We start from the raw sequence: 18,817 nt of genomic DNA, 5'->3' as shown, positions 1-18,817 counted from the left end.
TTAATGGCCTTCAATCTTACATATAAACCGTTTGGTGAGCGTTCTATTTTGGCGGAATGGCCAGCGGTTATTGATGAAACAATCCTAAAAGATATTATTGCGTTTAAAACGGTTATAGAGAAAAAAAATATTAAATCTATTGTTGAATTAAAGCTTGCATATAACTCGTTATTAATTATTTATGATTCTATTTGTAGGAATTTCAAAAATGAGGTAAACCATCTTGAAACTTTATACAAATCGTTAAAATCACATGATGACAGTGTGTCAGTTTTATGGAAAATCCCAGTATGCTATGATGCTGTTTTTGCGATTGATTTAGAGGCGATTTCTTTGGAAAAAAAACTATCAAAAGAAACCATTATTAAGCAACATTCCCAAGCTGTTTATACCGTTTATTTTATTGGTTTTTTACCCGGATTTTTATATTTGGGTGGTTTGGAAGAATCGCTCTATGTTCCCAGAAAATCAACTCCAAGGTTGCAAATTGAAAAAGGCGCAGTAGCTATTGGAGGTAACCAAACGGGCGTTTACCCAACGGTGAGCCCTGGAGGTTGGAATGTTATAGGCAATTCGCCTATCGATTTTTTTAATCCGAAATTAGAGCAACCCTGTTTTGCAAAAGCAGGCGATAAGATTGTTTTTGAACCCATTTCTTTAAATGAATACAAAGATATTAAGGCTTTAGTAGAAGCTGGCGTATATAAATTAGAAAGTGAGGTATGGCGTGATTAAAGTGTTGAGCCCGGGGTTATATTCAAGCATTCAAGATTTAGGGCGTATGGGCTTTCAGCAGTATGGTGTGCCCTATTCGGGAGTTATGGATGCGTATTCGGCAGCATTAGCTAACCATGTTTTAGGTAACGAGGAAAGCGCTGCGGTTATTGAAATGAGTATGACGGGTGCTACACTTCAATTTAACAGAGAGACATGTATTTGTATTTCAGGTGCAGATATGTCGCCCAAATTGAACGATAACCCTATCCATCTTAATAAAATTATAAAAGTAAATGCAGGAGACGTGTTATCTTTTGGTAAATTGAATATAGGGTTCCGTAGTTATTTAGCTGTTTTGGGTGGTTTTAAAACTGAAAAAGTAATGGATAGCAGAAGTATGTATAAAGGCATTACCGAGCGATTTAAACTTTCTAAAAATAATGAATTGAAAATTCTTATAAATGATTTATTTACAGAGTCTAAAAACGCTTTAATTAAAGTAAAAAACGAACATTTTATAACTAAAGATATAGCTGTTTATAAAGGCCCTGAATTTGATTTCTTATCTAAGGATCAGCAAGCATTTTTGCTTCAAAATGAATTTACCATTTCAAAAGATAATAGCCGCATGGCATATCAACTTTCAGAACCTTTGGAAAACAATCTAGAGCCTATTATAACATCGGCGGTACTGCCGGGAACGGTTCAATTAACACCTTCTGGTAAACTGATTATTTTAATGCGCGATTGCCAAACAACAGGCGGTTATCCCAGAGTGCTTCAGCTAAAAGAATCGGCTATTAGTGTTTTGGCTCAAAAGTTTACTGGAAGTGCCATACATTTTAAATGGGTCTAGGCGAGTTCCAGAGCTACTTCAATCATGTCCTTAAAGGTGGTTTCCCGTTCTTTGGAAGTAATTCGCTCACCCGTTACCAAAGAATCTGAAATTGTTAAAATACTCAACGCATTGACACGATGTTTTGCCGCTACCGTATATAGGCCAGCAGTCTCCATTTCAACACAAAGGACTCCAAACTTAGACCATTTTTTATAGGATTCAAAATCATCAGCATAAAACTCGTCTGATGTGAAAACATTGCCAGCTTTAATAGCGATGTTTTTAGATTTTGCAGCTTCAACAGCTTTTTGAAATAGTTCGAAATTGGCAGTGGGCGCATAGTCTGCACCACTAAAGCGTATTTCATTTACCCCGGAATTTGATGATGCCGCCATAGCCAATACAATATCTCTAATTTTCACATGGCTTTGGTATGAACCTGCGCTACCAACGCGAATTAAGTTTTTTACATCATATTCGGCTATAAGTTCGTGAGCATAAATTGAGATAGAAGGTACGCCCATGCCCGTTCCCATAACCGATACACGTTTGTTGTTGTAAGTTCCTGTGTAGCCTAACATGCCTCGTATTTGGTTGAAGCAAATAGGGTTTTCAAAAAACGTTTCCGCAATCCATTTAGCTCGTAATGGATCTCCTGGCAATAAGATGGTTTCCGCAATATCGCCTTTTTTTGCTTCTATGTGTATGCTCATTGGTTTAAGTTGAAAAGTTAAAAAGTTAAAAAGTTGAAAGTAGGGAATGTATTGGATTTGAAATCATTGGTTAATAGTTGTTTTCTGTTGAGGTTTCTCCTGTAACTATGGCAATTCCAGAAGAGGTTCCTAAGCGTTCGACACCTAAATTAATATATTCCAATGCTGTTTGATAGTCTTTTATGCCTCCAGAGGCTTTAATTTTCACGTTTCCATTGGCGACACTTTTCATGAGATTTATGTCGTGAAAAGTGGCTCCTCCGGTTCCAAAACCAGTTGAGGTTTTTAAAAAATCGGCGCCACTCTGTACAGCCAATTTACTGGCATTAATTATTTCGAGATCTTCAAGATAACATGTCTCTAAAATGACTTTTAAAGTTTGATGTGGCATGCATTTTTTTACCGCTTCGATATCTTTCCCAACGGCATCAAAATCTTTGCTTTTTAGTAAACCAATGTTCAATACCATATCAATTTCATCTGCACCATCCTTTAAAGCTTGTTTTGTCTCGGCTACTTTGGCTTGGGTACTTATAGCGCCTAAAGGAAATCCAACAACGCAACACACGCTTACTTCGCTGTTTTTTAGTTGGTTTTTGGCCAATGTTACATAACAGGAATTGACACAGACAGCATGGAATTGGTATTGCTTTGCTTCGTTACAAAGCTGTATAATAGCGCTTTTTGTGGCTGTTGCTTTTAAAAGTGTGTGATCTATATAACTACTTAAGTGTTTCATGATGTAGTTCAAATTTAAGGCATATCGACCTATCCAAATATGTTAAATATCATATTTTAAACTTATTGGCATGCTTGTATGCCAAAGGTATTAACAATTCTTTGAATTTACTCGATAATTGAGATTTGAATACTCCGAGGCTTGCCTCGAATTTTGAATGTTCTTCCTGTATATGTCCCGTGGGCTTGCCCCGAAGTAGTTGGCCATTGGGAATTATAAATAGACAATTTGATTGTTTTGAATTTACAATCAAACTGTCTATATCAAGTTTATGTGAAGGACTGTTGTGTGTATCTGGGCTTTTAACAATTACCCATTGTAGCTTGCTGTATTGGTTTCCAGAACACTTTCTTTTTGGGCAGCTTCCAAATATTTTCTATAGACTTTTACATTTCTATTTTGAAGTGAGCTGCTGGGTGTTTTTATATTGTTGATATTGGTTGAGGTTTCAATTCTATCGGCACCAGCTTCTAGGTATTTAATAGCTGTATCAAAGTCATCTATACCACCAGAAACCATTATTTGGGCTCGATCTCTTATGGTCTTTTTGATGATTTTTGTAGCGGTTAACGTAGCTCCTCCTTTTGAAAAGCCGCTGGAAGTTTTAATAACATCTACCTTAGCATCTAAGCAGATATTACAGGCTTTGATAATTTCGTTTTTGTTTAATTCGGAAATCTCTAAAATCAACTTTAAAGGCGTATTTTTTATGGCTATTTTTACATCGACAATATCTTTTAAAACCGATACGTAATTTTTGCTTTTAAGATATCCTAAATTCATAACCATTTCAATTTCATCGGCACCGTCTTCAATCGCTTTTTTTGCTTCAAAAACCTTGGCGGCAGTAGACATGGCTCCTAGTGGAAAACCAACAACAGCAGATACTTTTATATCTGTGTTTTCTAGAAGTTGTTTTGCTAATGCCACATAAGTGGTGTTGATGCAAATGGCGTAAAAATTATTCAGTTTAGCTTCGTGGCAAAGGTTTATAACATCACGTTCGGAGGATGTTGCTTTTAATAATGAATAGTCAATATATTTGGGTATATCCATGGCTATAAGTAGGTTTTTAGGATTAATTTTTTGTATTGCTTGGGGCTTTACAATATACAAAACTACGTAATTTGGTCGATATTAAGCTGCCGTTTATCGATTTCAAAATAATTTTTGTTAACCATCTTATTAACTGAGTTAAAATCAAAATATTGTAAAGACAGATAAATTAAGTGACTGTCTAAATTTGTTGAATGAAGGTAAAAATAAAAAGCAACAATCATCTTTTGAAAGAATCATGTTGCTTTTGCTAACCAACCAATTATAAGACTATTATTAAATTGTTTTGTTACAGTAATTTCAACGCTTAAATGGTATTATTTGTTTTGATTTTTTTCGGTTACCAAATCACTTTGGTTTCTAAATACTAATTTATCATTAAAAGCATCTAATAATATAATACTGTCTGTTGTTACTTTACCTGCTAAAATCTCTTTGCTTAAAGCGTTTAAAACGTCTTTTTGGATCACACGTTTTACAGGACGTGCTCCATATTCCGGATTGTATCCCTTATCTGCTAAATATTCAATAGCTTCTTGGGTGGCATCAAACGTAATGCCTTGTTGTCCAATCATTTTTGAAACGCTTTTTAATTGTAGCTTAACGATAGCTGTTATGTTGTCTTTGGTTAAAGGAGTGAACATAATGGTATCGTCAATCCTGTTTAAAAACTCGGGACGTACACTTTGTTTCAGCAGTCCTAAGACTTCAATTTTTGCCGTTTCAATAGCGGAGTCAATATCTTTTGTAGCTTCAAAACGCTCTTGTATGATCTGGCTCCCTATGTTGGAGGTCATAACTATGATTGTGTTTTTAAAATCCGCAACGCGTCCTTTATTGTCTGTTAAATGACCTTCATCCAGTACTTGCAATAGAATGTTGAAGGTGTCAGGATGTGCTTTTTCAATTTCATCTAAGAGCACTACGGAATATGGTTTACGTCTCACGGCTTCTGTTAATTGTCCGCCTTCATCATAACCTACATATCCAGGAGGCGCACCAACCAGTCTGCTTACGGCATGGCGTTCTTGGTATTCGCTCATGTCTATACGAGTCATAGCGTTTTCGTCATCAAATAAATATTCTGCCAATGCTTTAGCTAATTCGGTTTTACCAACTCCTGTGGTCCCTAAAAACAGAAATGTTCCTATGGGTTTTTTAGGGTTTTGTAACCCGGCACGACTTCTGCGAACCGCATCACTCACCGCTTCAATAGCTTCTTCTTGACCAATCACCCGTTTGTGTAGTTCGTCTTCTAATTTCAATAACTTTTCACGTTCGCTTTGCAGCATTTTGGTAACGGGAATACCGGTCCATTTTGCGACTACTTCAGCAATATCATCATAAGTTACTTCTTCTTTTATAAGAGAATGCTCTGATTGTGCCTGTAATTCCGTTTGAAGTATTTCCAGTTGTTCTTGGGCTTCTTTTATTTTACCATAACGTAATTCTGCTACTTTACCGTAATCACCTTCACGTTCGGCTCTTTCTGCCTCTAGTTTGAAATTTTCGATGGCTTGCTTGGTGTTTTGAACGTTTTCGACCGCCTCTTTTTCACTTTTCCACTTGGCGTTTATTTCGTTGCGTTGTTCTTTAATGTTTGCTAAATCCGAACGCAGTATTTTTAATTTGTTTTCGTCTTTTTCACGCTTAATAGCTTCAATTTCAATTTCCAGTTGCATCACTTTTCTGTCTAAAACATCCAATTCTTCGGGTTTGGAATTGATTTCCATACGCAATTTAGAAGCCGCCTCGTCCATTAAATCGATGGCTTTATCTGGTAAGAAACGATTGGTAATGTAGCGTTGTGATAGTTCTACCGCACCAATGATAGCCTCGTCTTTAATACGTACTTTGTGGTGTGTTTCATATTTTTCTTTAATACCACGAAGTATCGAAATAGCGCTTTCGGTATCTGGTTCGTCTACCATTACTTTTTGAAAACGACGCTCCAAGGCTTTGTCTTTCTCAAAATATTTTTGATACTCATCTAATGTGGTTGCACCAATAGCACGCAATTCACCTCTTGCTAAAGCAGGTTTTAAAATATTTGCAGCATCCATAGCGCCTTGTCCACCACCAGCGCCAACAAGGGTATGTATTTCGTCAATAAAAAGCACAATGTCACCATTGCTACTGGTTACTTCTTTTATAACGGCTTTTAAGCGTTCTTCGAACTCACCTTTGTATTTAGCACCTGCTATTAAGGCGCCCATATCTAAGGCGAAAATTTGTTTGTTTTTTAGGTTTTCGGGGATGTCACCATCAATAATTCGGTGTGCCAACCCTTCGGCAATGGCGGTTTTGCCTGTACCGGGTTCACCTACTAAAATGGGATTGTTTTTGGTTCTACGTGATAGTATTTGAAGGATTCTTCTAATTTCTTCATCGCGACCAATTACAGGGTCTAACTTGCCGTCTTTTGCAAGTTGATTTAAATTTTTAGCATATTTATTTAGGGAGTTGTATGTTTCTTCCTGACTTTGGGATGTTACCCGTTCCCCTTGCCTTAGTTCGTCAATACTGGCGGTTAGGGCTTTTTCGGTAACACCTTGGTCTTTTAACATTTGCGCTATTTTACTGTTCGATTTAAAAATAGCAATGATTAAATGTTCTACAGAAACATAGTCATCTTTCATTTTTTTAGCAATAATAGCGGCTTCATTAAGTGTTTTTCCTGCTTCGCGAGAAAGCATGAGTTCACTACCGGTTACTTTAGAAAAACTTTCTAATTGTTTATTTAAAGCCTGTTCAAGAATGTTGATGTTTACATTCAATTTTTTTAAAATGAATGGGAGCACATTTTCATCAACTTCAAAAATGCCCTTAAAAAGGTGTTCGTTCTCGATTTGTTGATGTCCGAAACCTTGGGCAATTTGTTGCGCTTGCTGTATGGCCTCTTGCGATTTTATTGTATAATTATTTAAGTTCATCTTTGTATATTTTTTCACTCCCTCGAAGGAGGGAGTCTATTTTTATTGTTTTACTTTTACAAACTGATTAAGTCAATAATCTTACCAGCGCGATTTTAAAGACAAAACGTCAGATTAAGACTAATTTTCCAGTGACTTTTAGTCAGTTTGTAAGATTTCAAAATGATTACGACTTATCATCCTTAAAGTACAAAATATGGGATTATTTAACAAATTATTTAGCAATTCGTCCGAAGAAAAAGAAACAAGTGTATTACCATGGGTTCCTTTAACGGAATTGGGGCAATTACAGGATATTGAAAGCAAATCGGTAACCAAAACACAAGTTATTTTTAAGCATTCAACCCGTTGTGGTATTAGTAGAATGGTAATAAAACAGTTTGAAGCCGATTATAATGTCACCGAAAAGGACCTCGATTTATACTATTTGGATATATTGAATTACCGTGAGATTTCAAACAACATAGCAAGTACATTCCAGGTTATGCATGAATCGCCTCAACTTTTGGTTATTAAAAATAGGGTAGTGGTGGCGCATGATAGCCATGGTGGGATTAACAGTTTAGATTTAAGCACGTTTATTTAATGATTTTATAGTTGAACTCATCTTGACTTTTTCTATTTCCTAAAAAATGACTAAAATCCGTCCATATTTCGTTTCTTTTTTTACGCTTAGCTCTGCTATGCCTTTCAAAAAGCGCCTCATCAGTACAAATTTTATCTTATTTTCGGTTAAAAACAAAAAGTCAAGATGAGTTCATTAATGGAATCGGAGTATTTGTTTGTTTACGGCACGCTATTAAAAGACTTTGAGAGCGACATGTCCAAATTTTTAGAACAGCATTCCGAGTTTGTGGGTTCGGGTTATTTTAACGGGAACCTCTATGAAATTTCATGGTATCCAGGTGCTGTTTTAAGTGATAACCCAAACGAGAAAGTTTACGGACATGTTTTTAAAATTTTAAATGCCGAAAAAACATTTAAAGTTTTAGATGATTATGAAGGTATTGGCGATACGGATGAACATGCCAATGAATACAACCGCACATTGATTGATGCCTATCTAGACACTCAGGAAATCATTAAAACTTGGGTGTACATCTACAATTTGTCAACGACGCATTTAAAACACATTTCCTCTGGAAAATATCTGTCGTTATAGAGGTTTTGTCAATTTGAAGTATCGTTTTTATCCTAAAAAGCCATATAAAAGATGTTTAGTTTGTTAGACAGAGCTTGTCGAAGTTCTATTGCCAATATTGTTTATTCGTTGAATCGTTTAATTGTTTAACTGTTGAATTGGCTATTGAATATTTTATATTGTTAATCACTAATCGTTAATCACAAATCGTTCCCCCTGTCAGACTGAGCGCAGTCGAAGTCCTAATTTTAAAAAACGTCATTGACAGTGAAGTTTGCCTGTTGGTTGGTTCAAGTGATTCCAGTTTTTATTCGGAATTCTATCATGAATCTAAAAGCTCATATTCCTTATAATTTCGTTTCTTTGCAGCCATTTTAACTAAGTTATGTCTCATTTCCGTACATCATTTTTTCATCCTTTAGAAAATAATTTGGGCATTAACTTACCTGATAAATTCACCTTTCCGTTTTATTACGAGCCACATCCGTTAAGTGTCTTGGCAGCAAAACAGCTTCAAAACTATTTAGAGACCCAAACCGATTTTACACACAACTTCGGGTTGAATCCCAACCAAAGCGGACTCATAATAGGCAAAATGTTTGGCGTTATGGTGGTGAAAAATACGGAGGGCACATTGGGTTATTTGGCAGCGTTTTCCGGAAAATTGGCAGATAGCAACCATCTTAAAGGGTTTGTGCCTACAGTTTACAACACCTTAAACGAAGCAGGTTTTTATAAAAAGGGCGAAACACAATTAAATGCCATCAATACACAGATTGAGATTTTGGAACAAGCTCCCGCATTTAAAATGGCACAAACAAACGTTTTAAATAGTAAAATCGCTTTCACGGAAGCGTTAAATGTGCTTAAAGCTGAAATTAAAGCTGAAAAGCAAAACAGAAACCAACAGCGTGAAGCGGGAAAACAAAGTATGTCTCCAGAGGTGTACGAGAAATTTATAGAAACTTTAAACCAGCAAAGTATTGGTTATCAAATCCGGTTAAAACATCTAAAAAAGGATGGTGAACAGCGCATACAAGAAGCGGAGTCACATTTGAATAGCTTAAAGCAGCCCATTAAAGAGTTGAAAACCAAACGTGCTGCTTTATCGGCATCGTTGCAAAAACGCATCCACGAGCAGTATCAATTCTTAAATGCAAACGGCGATACCAAAGATTTACTCGCTATTTTTAAAAACACCACGTCACCCATACCACCTGCAGGTTCGGGGGAATGTGCCGCACCCAAACTGTTTCAATATGCTTACGAAAACAAATTGCAGCCCATTGCCATGGCAGAGTTTTGGTGGGGTGCCTCGCCAAAGTCCGAAGTACGGAAACACCAACAGTTTTATCCTTCGTGCCGTAGCAAGTGCGAACCCATTTTGGGTCATATGATGCAAGGTTTGGTGGTTGATGATAACCCCATTGAAGACCAGATTATTTTTAACCAAGCATTGGATATTGTTTATGAAGACGCCCATTTGCTACTGGTAAACAAACCCCATGAGTTTTTATCGGTACCCGGAAAAAATATTAGTGAGTCGGTATTAAGCAGAATGCAACAGTACTTGCCCCATGCTACAGGTCCTTTGTTGGTGCACCGGTTGGATATGTCAACTTCGGGGTTGTTGTTGGTAGCCAAAAGTCAACGGGTTTACAAGCATTTGCAAAAACAGTTTATAGAACGCAGCGTAAAAAAGCGTTATGTGGCTTTATTAGATGGCGTTTTGCCCAACACCGAAGGCACTATAAACCTACCGCTCCGAGTGGATTTAGATAACCGCCCACAACAATTGGTATGTTACGCCCACGGCAAACCAGCAACCACTAACTATCAGGTTATTGCTGCCGAAAACGGTAAAACCCGCATTTATTTTTATCCCATTACGGGGCGCACCCACCAGTTACGCGTCCATGCCGCCCATAGCGAAGGATTGAAAACACCTATTGTGGGAGACGACCTCTACGGTACCAAAGCCAACCGACTTCATTTACATGCTGAACGCATAAGTTTTACGCATCCTATTACTAAAGAAGGGCTTACGGTAAGTTGTGAGGTACCTTTTTAGTATGTTAATGTGTTGCAACTTTTTATAATATTATGTAATATCACAATGAACGAAGAACTAGAGAGCATTTTTCATACAATCTAGTGCGTTGGAGCATAGAAACAAAGGGTGTTAGATAATAAAACACAAGATTTGAAGACTCGACGCTTAAAATTAAAAGAAAGATTTAGATACATCCATTTACGGAAACCCTTTCAGGAATTGATGATGCATCCGATTTGTCGAATCAAGAATAACCAATCGTCAATATTGTATTGAAAAATAACAGATTAAGTGCTTAAACGGAAGTAAAGTAAATAAACAAAAAACCTCTAAATCAATTAGAGGCTTTTAATTTATTATCTCGGATTATAAGAATTTATAATCTGTTTGAGTTGTGCTTTTAAATCTTCGCCAGTGTCGTAAATCATTTGTTCTTCGCTAGGGAAGGGCACACGGTGGTTATTTAAAAAAGGCAACAATGTGGTTTCTAAAGCACGTCTGTCTCCTTGAGAGGTTGCAAAGACATGTTGAAATACAAATTCGCTACTAATAGGAAATGCATCGACCAATTGCTTGTTTTTTATATCGATATATTCTACGTTTCCAGCTACTTGTGCCGATTTAAATTGGGTGCTTTCGTAGTATTCGCAACGTACGGTTATCATTTTATCAACCTGTATGGTTTTACCAAGACTGTCTTTTACTTTATTACCATTGCTATCCAATAAATCTTTTTTTCCATCGACAACTTGCTTTTCTTTAATAATTTGGCGTTCCTTAATTTGTTCGGGCGATAAGTTAATATCTCTTAAATTCACACGCATGTTGTAATCGTAACGCACTTTATCAACGGGGTTGTTGTGGTAAACGGTCCATAAGTTGTTAAGTCCGTAGGTGCTAAAGTTTAATAAATCGTCTTCCAATCGTGTTGGGATGGTTTTTCGGGTGTCGTTAACCATATCGACCAATACAAAATCAATGCCTTTAGTGTGCGCCACTTCCAATAGGTTACGCACATCTCTGTAATTCGGATTCATATCTTCAATATCTTGAAACATGCCGAATGCTTGTCTCGCATCCAATTTGTTATTGGATTTTAGAAGCGCCGATGCATTATTATAGATTTGTAAAGACGCATCGTTTTTAAACTTGATAATATCGCTGGAATAATCGGTTAAATTAAATTTAACTGTTTTGCCATTAATAGCAAGCGGCAATAGCGGTTTTATAAGTTCCTGGCGTTTGTTTAAACCCACATACATATCATAAATACGCAGGTAATTTTCAGGATTGTTATCCTTTTTAAGAAAGTTAATGGTAGTTAAATCACGTTCATTGGCTTTATTATAAGCCTCTTGAAGCATGGCAATAAAATCGGCTTTTCCTTTTTTATCCTTATTGGTACGTAATTTACCAATGGCATCGTAAATAGCTTGGTCGTAGTTCCCAGCACTTAAGGATTTTTCAATTTGTTTACTGGTGCTGCATGATAGGATGCAAGCGATTAGTAATGCAGAAAGTAATGTTCTAATCATAGTCTCTATATTTGGTTTGTTTGGGTGGTATTCCAATAAAAGTGCCAAAATACTAAAACAACAGATAAAACGCTAATAAATCCGTTAAAATGATTGGTGATGTATTATAAGTAAGAAATATTTCAGTACATGGCAAAAATCCAAATATGTTCAGATGTCAGTCTGAGCGCAGTCGAAGACATTGGAAACATTGTTTTTAATTGCATTTCGACTTTAGTTTATCTTGAGCATTATCGAAAATGAAAATATACTTTTATTTGAAGATAAAAGCATAACTTACAAAAGAATCAATGTGACATTCTTCTAATTTTGTCATGTACTAAAAAGAAATATACTATTTGAAAACAGTCAAAACTTAAATCCTCAAATGGTGTAAATACGTTTATTTTCTTTTGAAAACAGGCAGTAATTTGGTAGACATTTCACCAAAACCAATACGGGTTCCATCTTTTTCACAAAAACCACGCATGATTACGGTATCGTTGTCATTAATAAAACTACGCTCGCTACCGTCTTTCATTTTAAGTGGTTTTTCACCTTTCCAAGATAGCTCTAGCATCGACCCATAAGAATCGGGCGTAGGGCCAGAAATGGTGCCACTTCCCATCATATCGCCAGAATTTACAGGGCATCCGTTTACGGTATGGTGTGCTAGTTGTTGTGCCATATTCCAATACATATATTTGAAATTAGTTTTGCTAACAACCGTTTCTTTAGCGCCATTTGGGCGAATAGCAACTTCTAAATTAATATCGAAACTCTTTTTACCTTTGTATTGCAGGTATTCCAGTTGTGGTTTAATAGGCTTTGGACCTTGAACACGGTAGGGTTCTAGAGCATCGAGTGTTACAATCCATGGTGAAATAGACGATGCGAAGCTTTTTGCTAAAAACGGGCCTAGCGGTACGTATTCCCATTTTTGAATATCGCGGGCACTCCAATCGTTTAGTAACACCAAACCAAAAATGTATTCTTCGGCTTCTTCTATAGGGATTGGTTCTCCTAAATCGTTGGCAACGGTGGTGATAAAAGCCATTTCAAGTTCAAAATCCACCAATTTACTGGGCCCGAATACAGGCTGTTCGGTACCGTTAGGGAGTGTTTGCCCCTGTGGTCTGTGAATCGGAATTCCCGAAGGAATGATAGATGAACTTCGACCGTGGTACGCAATTGGGATATGCAACCAATTTGGTAATAAGGCATTTTCGGGATCTCTAAACATAGAACCTACATTGGTAGCATGTTCTAAGCTTGAGTAAAAATCGGTATAATCTCCAATTTGCACAGGCAATTGCATTTCAATTTCATCCAATCTGAAAAGGACAATTTCTTTATGGCGTTTGTTATCCTTTAATGTTTTGTTGTTGCTGTCAAAAATTTCGGCAATGCGATTTCTAACGGCACGCCATGTTTTGCGGCCATCGGCAATAAAATCATTCAACGTATCCTGAAGAAAAATATCATCGGTTAAAGGAATGCCATCAAAATACCCTAATTGGTGTAGCGCCCCCAAATCGATGGCGGTGTCTCCGATTCGGGTTCCTATAGTAATGATGTCATCACGGGTTAAAAACACCCCAAACGGAATGTTCTGAATGGGAAAATCGGAATTTTTATCGACGTGTAACCACGATTTTCTATCTGGATTGTTAGCGGATAATGGCATAACTTTAAAGTTTAATATTTATGGAATTAAATTCAAACCTACACATTTTTTTCATTTTAATAGAATAAAACGCATAAAAATTAGATTTCTTTTAACCGTTAATAAAACCGTTGAAAACTTAGAAGTAAATATATGTTTTTTGATGTATTTAACTAATCTATTTCCTATTTTTGCCGAATATTTAACAAGAAATTAATTTTATGCAACGCGACGAACAAATTTTTGAACTAATTGAAGCTGAAAAAGAACGCCAACTACATGGTATAGAACTTATTGCATCAGAGAATTTTGTTAGCAACCAAGTTATGGAAGCAGCAGGCTCTGTATTGACCAATAAATATGCTGAAGGCTATCCAGGAAAACGCTATTATGGCGGTTGTGAGGTGGTTGATGAAGTAGAACAAATAGCTATTGATAGAGCAAAAGCTTTGTTTAATGCGGCATACGTTAATGTACAACCGCACTCTGGAAGTCAAGCAAACACTGCGGTTTACCATGCGTGTTTAACGCCGGGAGACAAAATTTTAGGTTTCGATTTGTCACATGGTGGTCATTTAACACACGGTTCTCCAGTGAACTTTTCCGGTAAATTGTATAACCCTGTATTTTATGGTGTAGAGCAGGAGACAGGGGTTTTAAACTATGATAAAATTCAGGAAATAGCCACTAAAGAGCAACCAAAATTAATCATCGCTGGTGCATCTGCATACTCTCGTGACATCGATTTTAAACGTTTTAGAGTCATTGCCGATAGCGTTGGTGCTATTTTGATGGCCGATATTTCGCATCCTGCAGGATTGATTGCCAAAGGTATTTTAAACGATCCGATGCCACATTGCCATATTGTAACGACTACGACCCATAAGACTTTAAGAGGCCCAAGAGGTGGGATGATTATGATGGGACAAGATTTTGATAACCCATTTGGTATCACTTTAAAAGATGGTAGTTTACGCAAAATGTCGTCGTTATTGGATTCTGCGGTATTCCCAGGAAATCAAGGAGGCCCATTAGAGCATATTATTGCTGCTAAAGCCATTGCTTTTGGTGAAGCTTTAACCGATGATTTTTTACATTACCAATTACAAGTAAAAGCGAATGCTGCTACTATGGCAAATGCATTGGTTGAAAAAGGATACAACATTATTTCGGGAGGTACGGATAACCACTGTATGCTTATAGACTTACGTAACAAAAACGTATCAGGTAAAGAAGCAGAACAAGCTTTGGTAAAAGCAGATATTACCGTAAATAAAAACATGGTACCTTTTGATACCCGTTCACCATTTGTAACATCGGGCATTCGTGTTGGTACCGCAGCGGTTACCACCAGGGGTTTAAAAGAAGCCGATATGCTGGAAATAGTAGAACTTATTGATGAAGTTATTGCCAATCACGAAAACGAAGCCGTTTTAGAAGCTGTAAAAGTGAAAGCAAATGCAATGATGGCTGGCAGACCTTTGTTTGTGTAAGCACATAATAAATAAGACCTCACAGGTTTTTAAAACCTGTGAGGTCTCTCTATAAAGATTAAAGATCCTGCTCATGCGGGATTTTTGTTTTTAGACACGTTTTACTCTTAAATATGAAAGAAAGAGGAATCGTTAACACGGGAATTAGGAGCTTTTTTTATGTAGATCTTGAAAGCTGTGAGTTTGTATGCGAGGATTTTCGTAAATATGGTAGAATCAAGCAATTAATTAGGACATGGTGTTACCACGCGTTTTATTCTAAAGATTTTCTATTAATCTTATTTCCCCAGCCATTATCTTCTGAAAATTTAGAGAATTCAAAATTCTCGATTTTTGGAATCTGTTTTAAATTCAATTCCGCCAATTTAATAAGTTCCAACGTTGGATTAAGTGTCCAACTGCTATAATCATCAGTGCCACCATATAAGTTTCCAACTCCGATTTCTATTATCTCACTTACCATTGAAACAAAGTGTTTGTCAGAAGATTTATAAAATTCTTTTATTTCGTAATATTCATCTAACGTAATAGTTGGAAATTCCGTTTCAATGTTTTCTGGATTAATATTCAGAATATATTTTGGGTTTATATCGCTTATTTTTTCTTCCCAAATATCCAATTCGTCCGAGGAAGTAAATTCCCAAAGACTATCGAAAATTTTATTAATACATTTGTCGCTTAATTCATTTTCTATAGCATATTGCTCTAAACATTTCATTCCGAAAGCAAATCTTCCACGAATTGATATTTTTTTCAACTTTTCTATTTGGTAATCAATATCCATGATGTTTTTCTCAAATGTGTGTCAACTCGTTATATAACAATATTTATTACTCATATCCCGTAAATAAGTAAGTATATAGTAGGTTTCTTATTGTTTTTGATAAATATAAATAATTTTTTATACATCGATTAGCAACGTCACATGTAGTTTCTTATTGCTACGAAGTCACAGACTTCGCCTTTACTTTGGATTTAATAAAAAAACAAATACCTTTAAAAGGGTGCATTTATATCGTGTTCTTTATAAAATTATGGGCTTGTGCAACCATCGTTATTAACCACAGTTTTAACTTGTCTTTTAATCAGCTTGTCAATTCGTCTTTTGTTTTCTTGCTGTAATAGTGAAGGATATAAATTCATTAAAATATTTACAACCATTATTGTCAGTCCAAATAAATAGTTGTGAGAAACACTCTTATATATAGCAATAAAAGTCACGAAAATAAATCCGATTAAATGGCTTATTTCAGCAATTGTCATTTCTCTTCGTACTTCAGTCAACTCCGTTTTTTTATTTTCTAACTTTATTTTTTGATTAAAGAATTTGAAAAAGGTATTTTTAATAATCCATTTAAAGTATTCAATCCCAATATTTTTATTCAGGGTTTTACTCTCAATAAAATTGAGGTTCGATATTTTTTTGTAGTACTCAGTTTTTAAGAGAATACTATTCAATATCATTCCGACTATCCAAGATATTACAGATATAGATATTCCGAATGTTAAATATTTAATCATAAATTTTTTTCAAATTGTGGCTTACTCATTATATAGCAACACTTATTACTCATATCTCGTAAATAAATAAGTATATAGTAAGTTTTTTGCTGTTTTTGATAAATATAATCAATTTTTCTTACGTCAATTAACAGTATAAAATGAAGTTTCTTATATATTTTAATATTGCTACGAAGTCACGGACTCCACCTAGGCTTTTATTTCGTTCAATATTTTTCTTTTCCGTTTTTTTGTCAAAACCTTAACCCAATAAGTCACGATAACATCGTATCCGTCAGATTCTATTTTTTGCTCATCGGTCAGAATTTCAATTCCGGTAGCTACTTTTGAGTTTTTTTTATTCCACTTTTTTATATAATCAAAGTACTCTTTTTTCGTTCCGATTTGATTTCCACTATTTCCAGTAATAAAAATCACTTTTTTATTTTTAAAATCAAATCCGTTTCGTTTTTCGATCAGATATGCGTTCAGATATTCAGATTCCGTTTGAGTTAGTTTTGGATTATTATCAATACCACATCCAGATAGATTTTGGCCAAAGATATTTGCCGAAATCAGTAGTAAAATTATTGTTCCAATTTTTTCCATAAGTTCGGTTTTCAGCTTGCAGGTAACTCGTTATATAACAACATTTATTACTCATATCCCGTAAATAAGTAAGTATATAGTAAGTTTCTTGCTGTTTTTGATAAATATAATTAATTTTTCTTACATCGATTAGCAGATTGTTTAGTTAAATTGACTTAATTAATCCTCCACAGGAAAAACAATATGCTGATAAGCTCCAATATCGGGTGCTGATGTTCTGTTTACATTTAAAATATCAAACGGTACTTGGGTTGCAAAGCTTGCTAATCCTTTATTTATGGCAGCAGAATCTTCACCTATTATAAGCATGTTTTTATTAGCGTCTTTAAAATGTGGGTCTTGATTAAAAATAGTACCCTCATAATGTGTGGGATCGTTTATATCGTAATTAGCACCTGTAAAATTCGTGTTTCGACTATCAAAACGAATGAGACAATTGGTAAATTTAAAGTTGAAAACAACTGCGTCGTCTTCAATTTCATCTAAAAGAATCTCAGGATTGTCGTTTCCGTAGATGATGCAATTGTTGAAATTGGCTTGGGTTAAATCGGTTACAATGGCAGTGTCATCAGCGTCAGTAATAAAATTATTCAATAAAAGCGCGGGGAATTCTCTAGAGCCACTCCAATAATTGGCAATGGTACAATGTGTGAAATTGTATTTACCTCCAAAAGTCCCAGCAAATGCCGATTGCCCACAGTTGTTAATTACCACATTTTCGCCTGTAATAGAGGTGTTTCGTCCTAAAATGCCAAAACTACTGGAATTGTAAATTTGCGAATTGGTTATTTTTAATTTTTCGGTAGCTATATTGGGATTACCATCGCATAAAATACCAATGGTGGCATTTTTTATGGTGGCGTAGTTTATACTGTTGTTTATACTGCCATCAAACAACCAAATAACGCCCCATTGTCCAGAAACATTAGCAAAATCGGGTTCCAAGCGGTCGCTTTCAAAAATAACTTCGTTTTCTAAAAGTTCGGGATCGCTGCTTACATCACCATTAACTTGCAGAGAGGCACCTTCGCTTACAATAAGTCCAGATTCTGAATGAAAATGCACACGCGCACCAGCTTCAATAGTTAAAGTTTCACCACTTGGTACAGCAGCAAAACCATAAATAACATAAGGCTTTTCGTTTGTGAAAGTCAGTTCTTCGGGGAGCAATTCACGCCCTTGAATATCGGTTTCTACGGTGTCGCCGTTGATATCTAATTTAAGGGTTTCTATAACTTTTGTGGTGTTGTCTCTATCGGGATAAATAAAAACAGCATCTTGTACCAAGGTGACAAGTTCTACTTTCTGAAGATTACTGCCTGCATCAAACTCTATTTGATCGGTGTATAAAAATTTGCCATCAAGATTCGCAAAATTAGTAATATCTATGGTTGTTTCAACAAAAATAAACAAGCTGTCTTTGGCTAGAATTGGGATGTTTTCGAATGTTTTTCCAGCAATACCATCTACGTTTAAGCGGTAGTTGGAAGCATCTCCTAGGGCGAGCCTTATGGAAGGAATCATAATATCATTATTGCCTCTATTGTAAACTTTTAGATTATAGGTGCTGGAGCCAATATTGGTAAAAACGGTATCTAAATAAACGGTGTCTTTTGAAAATTCAAGGTTTCCGGTATTTGGCGAAAACTCAAAATCATTTCTGCAAGAACTCCAAAGTATTAAAAAAACTACTGTGGATAGAAAGTATAAACTGCGCTTCATAAAAAATCAATATACTCCAAAAATATAACTTTTGTTTTGATAGTATAGTGAACTCGTTTAAACTTTTTTGATTAAAGCGAAAATTTAACCTTACGCCAGCTGGCTCGTTCGCTAAAATAACCC

General features: G+C 35.8%; 16 protein-coding genes. 6 read left to right on the top strand and 10 right to left on the bottom strand.

The features are described 5' to 3' along the window. The first annotated feature begins 3 nt into the window (after positions 1–3). Positions 4–735, top strand: a complete 732-nt coding sequence (pxpB, locus tag CJ739_RS18685; protein ID WP_117178086.1) for a 5-oxoprolinase subunit PxpB — start codon at positions 4–6, stop codon at positions 733–735. Further along, the gene (locus tag CJ739_RS18680) at positions 716–1,573 is read left to right on the top strand and encodes a 5-oxoprolinase subunit C family protein (protein ID WP_335645412.1); all 858 of its coding nucleotides are present in this window, start codon (positions 716–718) and stop codon (positions 1,571–1,573) included. Before pxpB ends, CJ739_RS18680 begins: the two co-directional genes overlap by 20 nt. Here the strand turns inward: CJ739_RS18680 and deoD are convergent. The 4 genes from deoD to clpB form a co-directional block, all read right to left on the bottom strand. Further along, entirely contained in the window at positions 1,570–2,268 is a 699-nt protein-coding gene (gene deoD, locus CJ739_RS18675) for a purine-nucleoside phosphorylase (protein ID WP_117178082.1), read from the bottom strand. The two genes, CJ739_RS18680 and deoD, sit on opposite strands and share 4 nt — an antisense overlap. Positions 2,269–2,338: 70 nt before the next feature. Beyond that, the gene (gene deoC, locus CJ739_RS18670) at positions 2,339–3,007 is read right to left on the bottom strand and encodes a deoxyribose-phosphate aldolase (RefSeq protein ID WP_117178080.1); all 669 of its coding nucleotides are present in this window, start codon (positions 3,005–3,007) and stop codon (positions 2,339–2,341) included. A gap of 309 nt (positions 3,008–3,316) precedes the next feature. After that, on the bottom strand, positions 3,317–4,063 hold the full coding sequence (gene deoC / locus CJ739_RS18665) for a deoxyribose-phosphate aldolase (protein ID WP_117179135.1): 747 nt from the start codon (positions 4,061–4,063) through the stop codon (positions 3,317–3,319). A 317-nt stretch (positions 4,064–4,380) separates the two neighbouring features. After that, positions 4,381–6,996, bottom strand: a complete 2,616-nt coding sequence (gene clpB / locus CJ739_RS18660) for an ATP-dependent chaperone ClpB (RefSeq protein WP_117178078.1) — start codon at positions 6,994–6,996, stop codon at positions 4,381–4,383. Positions 6,997–7,192: 196 nt separating this feature from the next. Here clpB and ytxJ point away from each other — a divergent pair, with 196 nt between their 5' ends. The 3 genes from ytxJ to CJ739_RS18645 all read left to right on the top strand — a co-directional run bounded on the left by ytxJ (position 7,193) and on the right by CJ739_RS18645 (position 10,208). Continuing rightward, positions 7,193–7,582 carry a bacillithiol system redox-active protein YtxJ gene (gene ytxJ / locus CJ739_RS18655; RefSeq protein WP_117178076.1) on the top strand — a complete coding sequence of 130 codons (390 nt, stop codon included), beginning with the start codon at positions 7,193–7,195 and terminating at the stop codon, positions 7,580–7,582. A gap of 165 nt (positions 7,583–7,747) precedes the next feature. Further along, complete coding sequence (locus CJ739_RS18650; RefSeq protein WP_117178074.1) at positions 7,748–8,158, top strand: gamma-glutamylcyclotransferase family protein; 411 nt, start codon at positions 7,748–7,750, stop codon at positions 8,156–8,158. Between the two features lie 364 nt (positions 8,159–8,522). Beyond that, the gene (locus CJ739_RS18645) at positions 8,523–10,208 is read left to right on the top strand and encodes an RluA family pseudouridine synthase (protein ID WP_117178072.1); all 1,686 of its coding nucleotides are present in this window, start codon (positions 8,523–8,525) and stop codon (positions 10,206–10,208) included. A 338-nt stretch (positions 10,209–10,546) separates the two neighbouring features. Here the strand turns inward: CJ739_RS18645 and CJ739_RS18640 are convergent, their stop codons facing one another. Next, positions 10,547–11,725 (bottom strand): hypothetical protein, encoded by a 1,179-nt coding sequence (locus CJ739_RS18640; protein ID WP_117179133.1) that lies wholly within the window; start codon positions 11,723–11,725, stop codon positions 10,547–10,549. Between the two features lie 382 nt (positions 11,726–12,107). After that, entirely contained in the window at positions 12,108–13,391 is a 1,284-nt protein-coding gene (gene fahA / locus CJ739_RS18635; RefSeq protein ID WP_117178070.1) for a fumarylacetoacetase, read from the bottom strand. A 200-nt stretch (positions 13,392–13,591) separates the two neighbouring features. Here fahA and glyA point away from each other — a divergent pair, with 200 nt between their 5' ends. Next, on the top strand, positions 13,592–14,863 hold the full coding sequence (gene glyA, locus CJ739_RS18625; RefSeq protein ID WP_117178066.1) for a serine hydroxymethyltransferase: 1,272 nt from the start codon (positions 13,592–13,594) through the stop codon (positions 14,861–14,863). Between the two features lie 253 nt (positions 14,864–15,116). On the opposite strand, the gene CJ739_RS18620 is transcribed toward glyA, so the two are convergent. From CJ739_RS18620 to CJ739_RS18605, 4 genes are all read right to left on the bottom strand, one after another. Next, positions 15,117–15,647: a hypothetical protein gene (locus CJ739_RS18620; protein WP_117178064.1), complete on the bottom strand. Its 531-nt coding sequence runs from the start codon at positions 15,645–15,647 to the stop codon at positions 15,117–15,119. A gap of 248 nt (positions 15,648–15,895) precedes the next feature. After that, the gene (locus tag CJ739_RS18615) at positions 15,896–16,384 is read right to left on the bottom strand and encodes a glycosyl-4,4'-diaponeurosporenoate acyltransferase CrtO family protein (RefSeq protein ID WP_117178062.1); all 489 of its coding nucleotides are present in this window, start codon (positions 16,382–16,384) and stop codon (positions 15,896–15,898) included. A 189-nt stretch (positions 16,385–16,573) separates the two neighbouring features. Beyond that, complete coding sequence (locus tag CJ739_RS18610; RefSeq protein ID WP_117178060.1) at positions 16,574–16,972, bottom strand: DUF8192 domain-containing protein; 399 nt, start codon at positions 16,970–16,972, stop codon at positions 16,574–16,576. Between the two features lie 159 nt (positions 16,973–17,131). Continuing rightward, positions 17,132–18,694, bottom strand: a complete 1,563-nt coding sequence (locus CJ739_RS18605; RefSeq protein ID WP_117178058.1) for a right-handed parallel beta-helix repeat-containing protein — start codon at positions 18,692–18,694, stop codon at positions 17,132–17,134. Between the last annotated feature and the right edge of the window lie 123 nt (positions 18,695–18,817).

It is taken from the genome of Mariniflexile sp. TRM1-10 (genome assembly GCF_003425985.1).
Classification (GTDB): Bacteria; Bacteroidota; Bacteroidia; order Flavobacteriales; family Flavobacteriaceae; genus Mariniflexile.
Note: the sequence above shows the minus strand (reverse complement) of the source record. Positions and strands in the feature narration are given on the sequence as shown.

Excerpts from the sequence above, each read along its gene's own strand:
- pxpB (WP_117178086.1), top strand. The coding sequence starts at position 4 with ATGGCCTTCAATCTTACATATAAACCGTTTGGTGAGCGTTCTATTTTG.
- deoD (WP_117178082.1), bottom strand. The coding sequence starts at position 2,268 with ATGAGCATACACATAGAAGCAAAAAAAGGCGATATTGCGGAAACCATC.
- deoC (WP_117178080.1), bottom strand. The coding sequence starts at position 3,007 with ATGAAACACTTAAGTAGTTATATAGATCACACACTTTTAAAAGCAACA.
- deoC (WP_117179135.1), bottom strand. The coding sequence starts at position 4,063 with ATGGATATACCCAAATATATTGACTATTCATTATTAAAAGCAACATCC.
- clpB (WP_117178078.1), bottom strand. The coding sequence starts at position 6,996 with ATGAACTTAAATAATTATACAATAAAATCGCAAGAGGCCATACAGCAA.
- ytxJ (WP_117178076.1), top strand. The coding sequence starts at position 7,193 with ATGGGATTATTTAACAAATTATTTAGCAATTCGTCCGAAGAAAAAGAA.
- CJ739_RS18650 (WP_117178074.1), top strand. The coding sequence starts at position 7,748 with ATGAGTTCATTAATGGAATCGGAGTATTTGTTTGTTTACGGCACGCTA.
- CJ739_RS18645 (WP_117178072.1), top strand. The coding sequence starts at position 8,523 with ATGTCTCATTTCCGTACATCATTTTTTCATCCTTTAGAAAATAATTTG.
- CJ739_RS18640 (WP_117179133.1), bottom strand. The coding sequence starts at position 11,725 with ATGATTAGAACATTACTTTCTGCATTACTAATCGCTTGCATCCTATCA.
- fahA (WP_117178070.1), bottom strand. The coding sequence starts at position 13,391 with ATGCCATTATCCGCTAACAATCCAGATAGAAAATCGTGGTTACACGTC.
- glyA (WP_117178066.1), top strand. The coding sequence starts at position 13,592 with ATGCAACGCGACGAACAAATTTTTGAACTAATTGAAGCTGAAAAAGAA.
- CJ739_RS18620 (WP_117178064.1), bottom strand. The coding sequence starts at position 15,647 with ATGGATATTGATTACCAAATAGAAAAGTTGAAAAAAATATCAATTCGT.
- CJ739_RS18615 (WP_117178062.1), bottom strand. The coding sequence starts at position 16,384 with ATGATTAAATATTTAACATTCGGAATATCTATATCTGTAATATCTTGG.
- CJ739_RS18610 (WP_117178060.1), bottom strand. The coding sequence starts at position 16,972 with ATGGAAAAAATTGGAACAATAATTTTACTACTGATTTCGGCAAATATC.
- CJ739_RS18605 (WP_117178058.1), bottom strand. The coding sequence starts at position 18,694 with ATGAAGCGCAGTTTATACTTTCTATCCACAGTAGTTTTTTTAATACTT.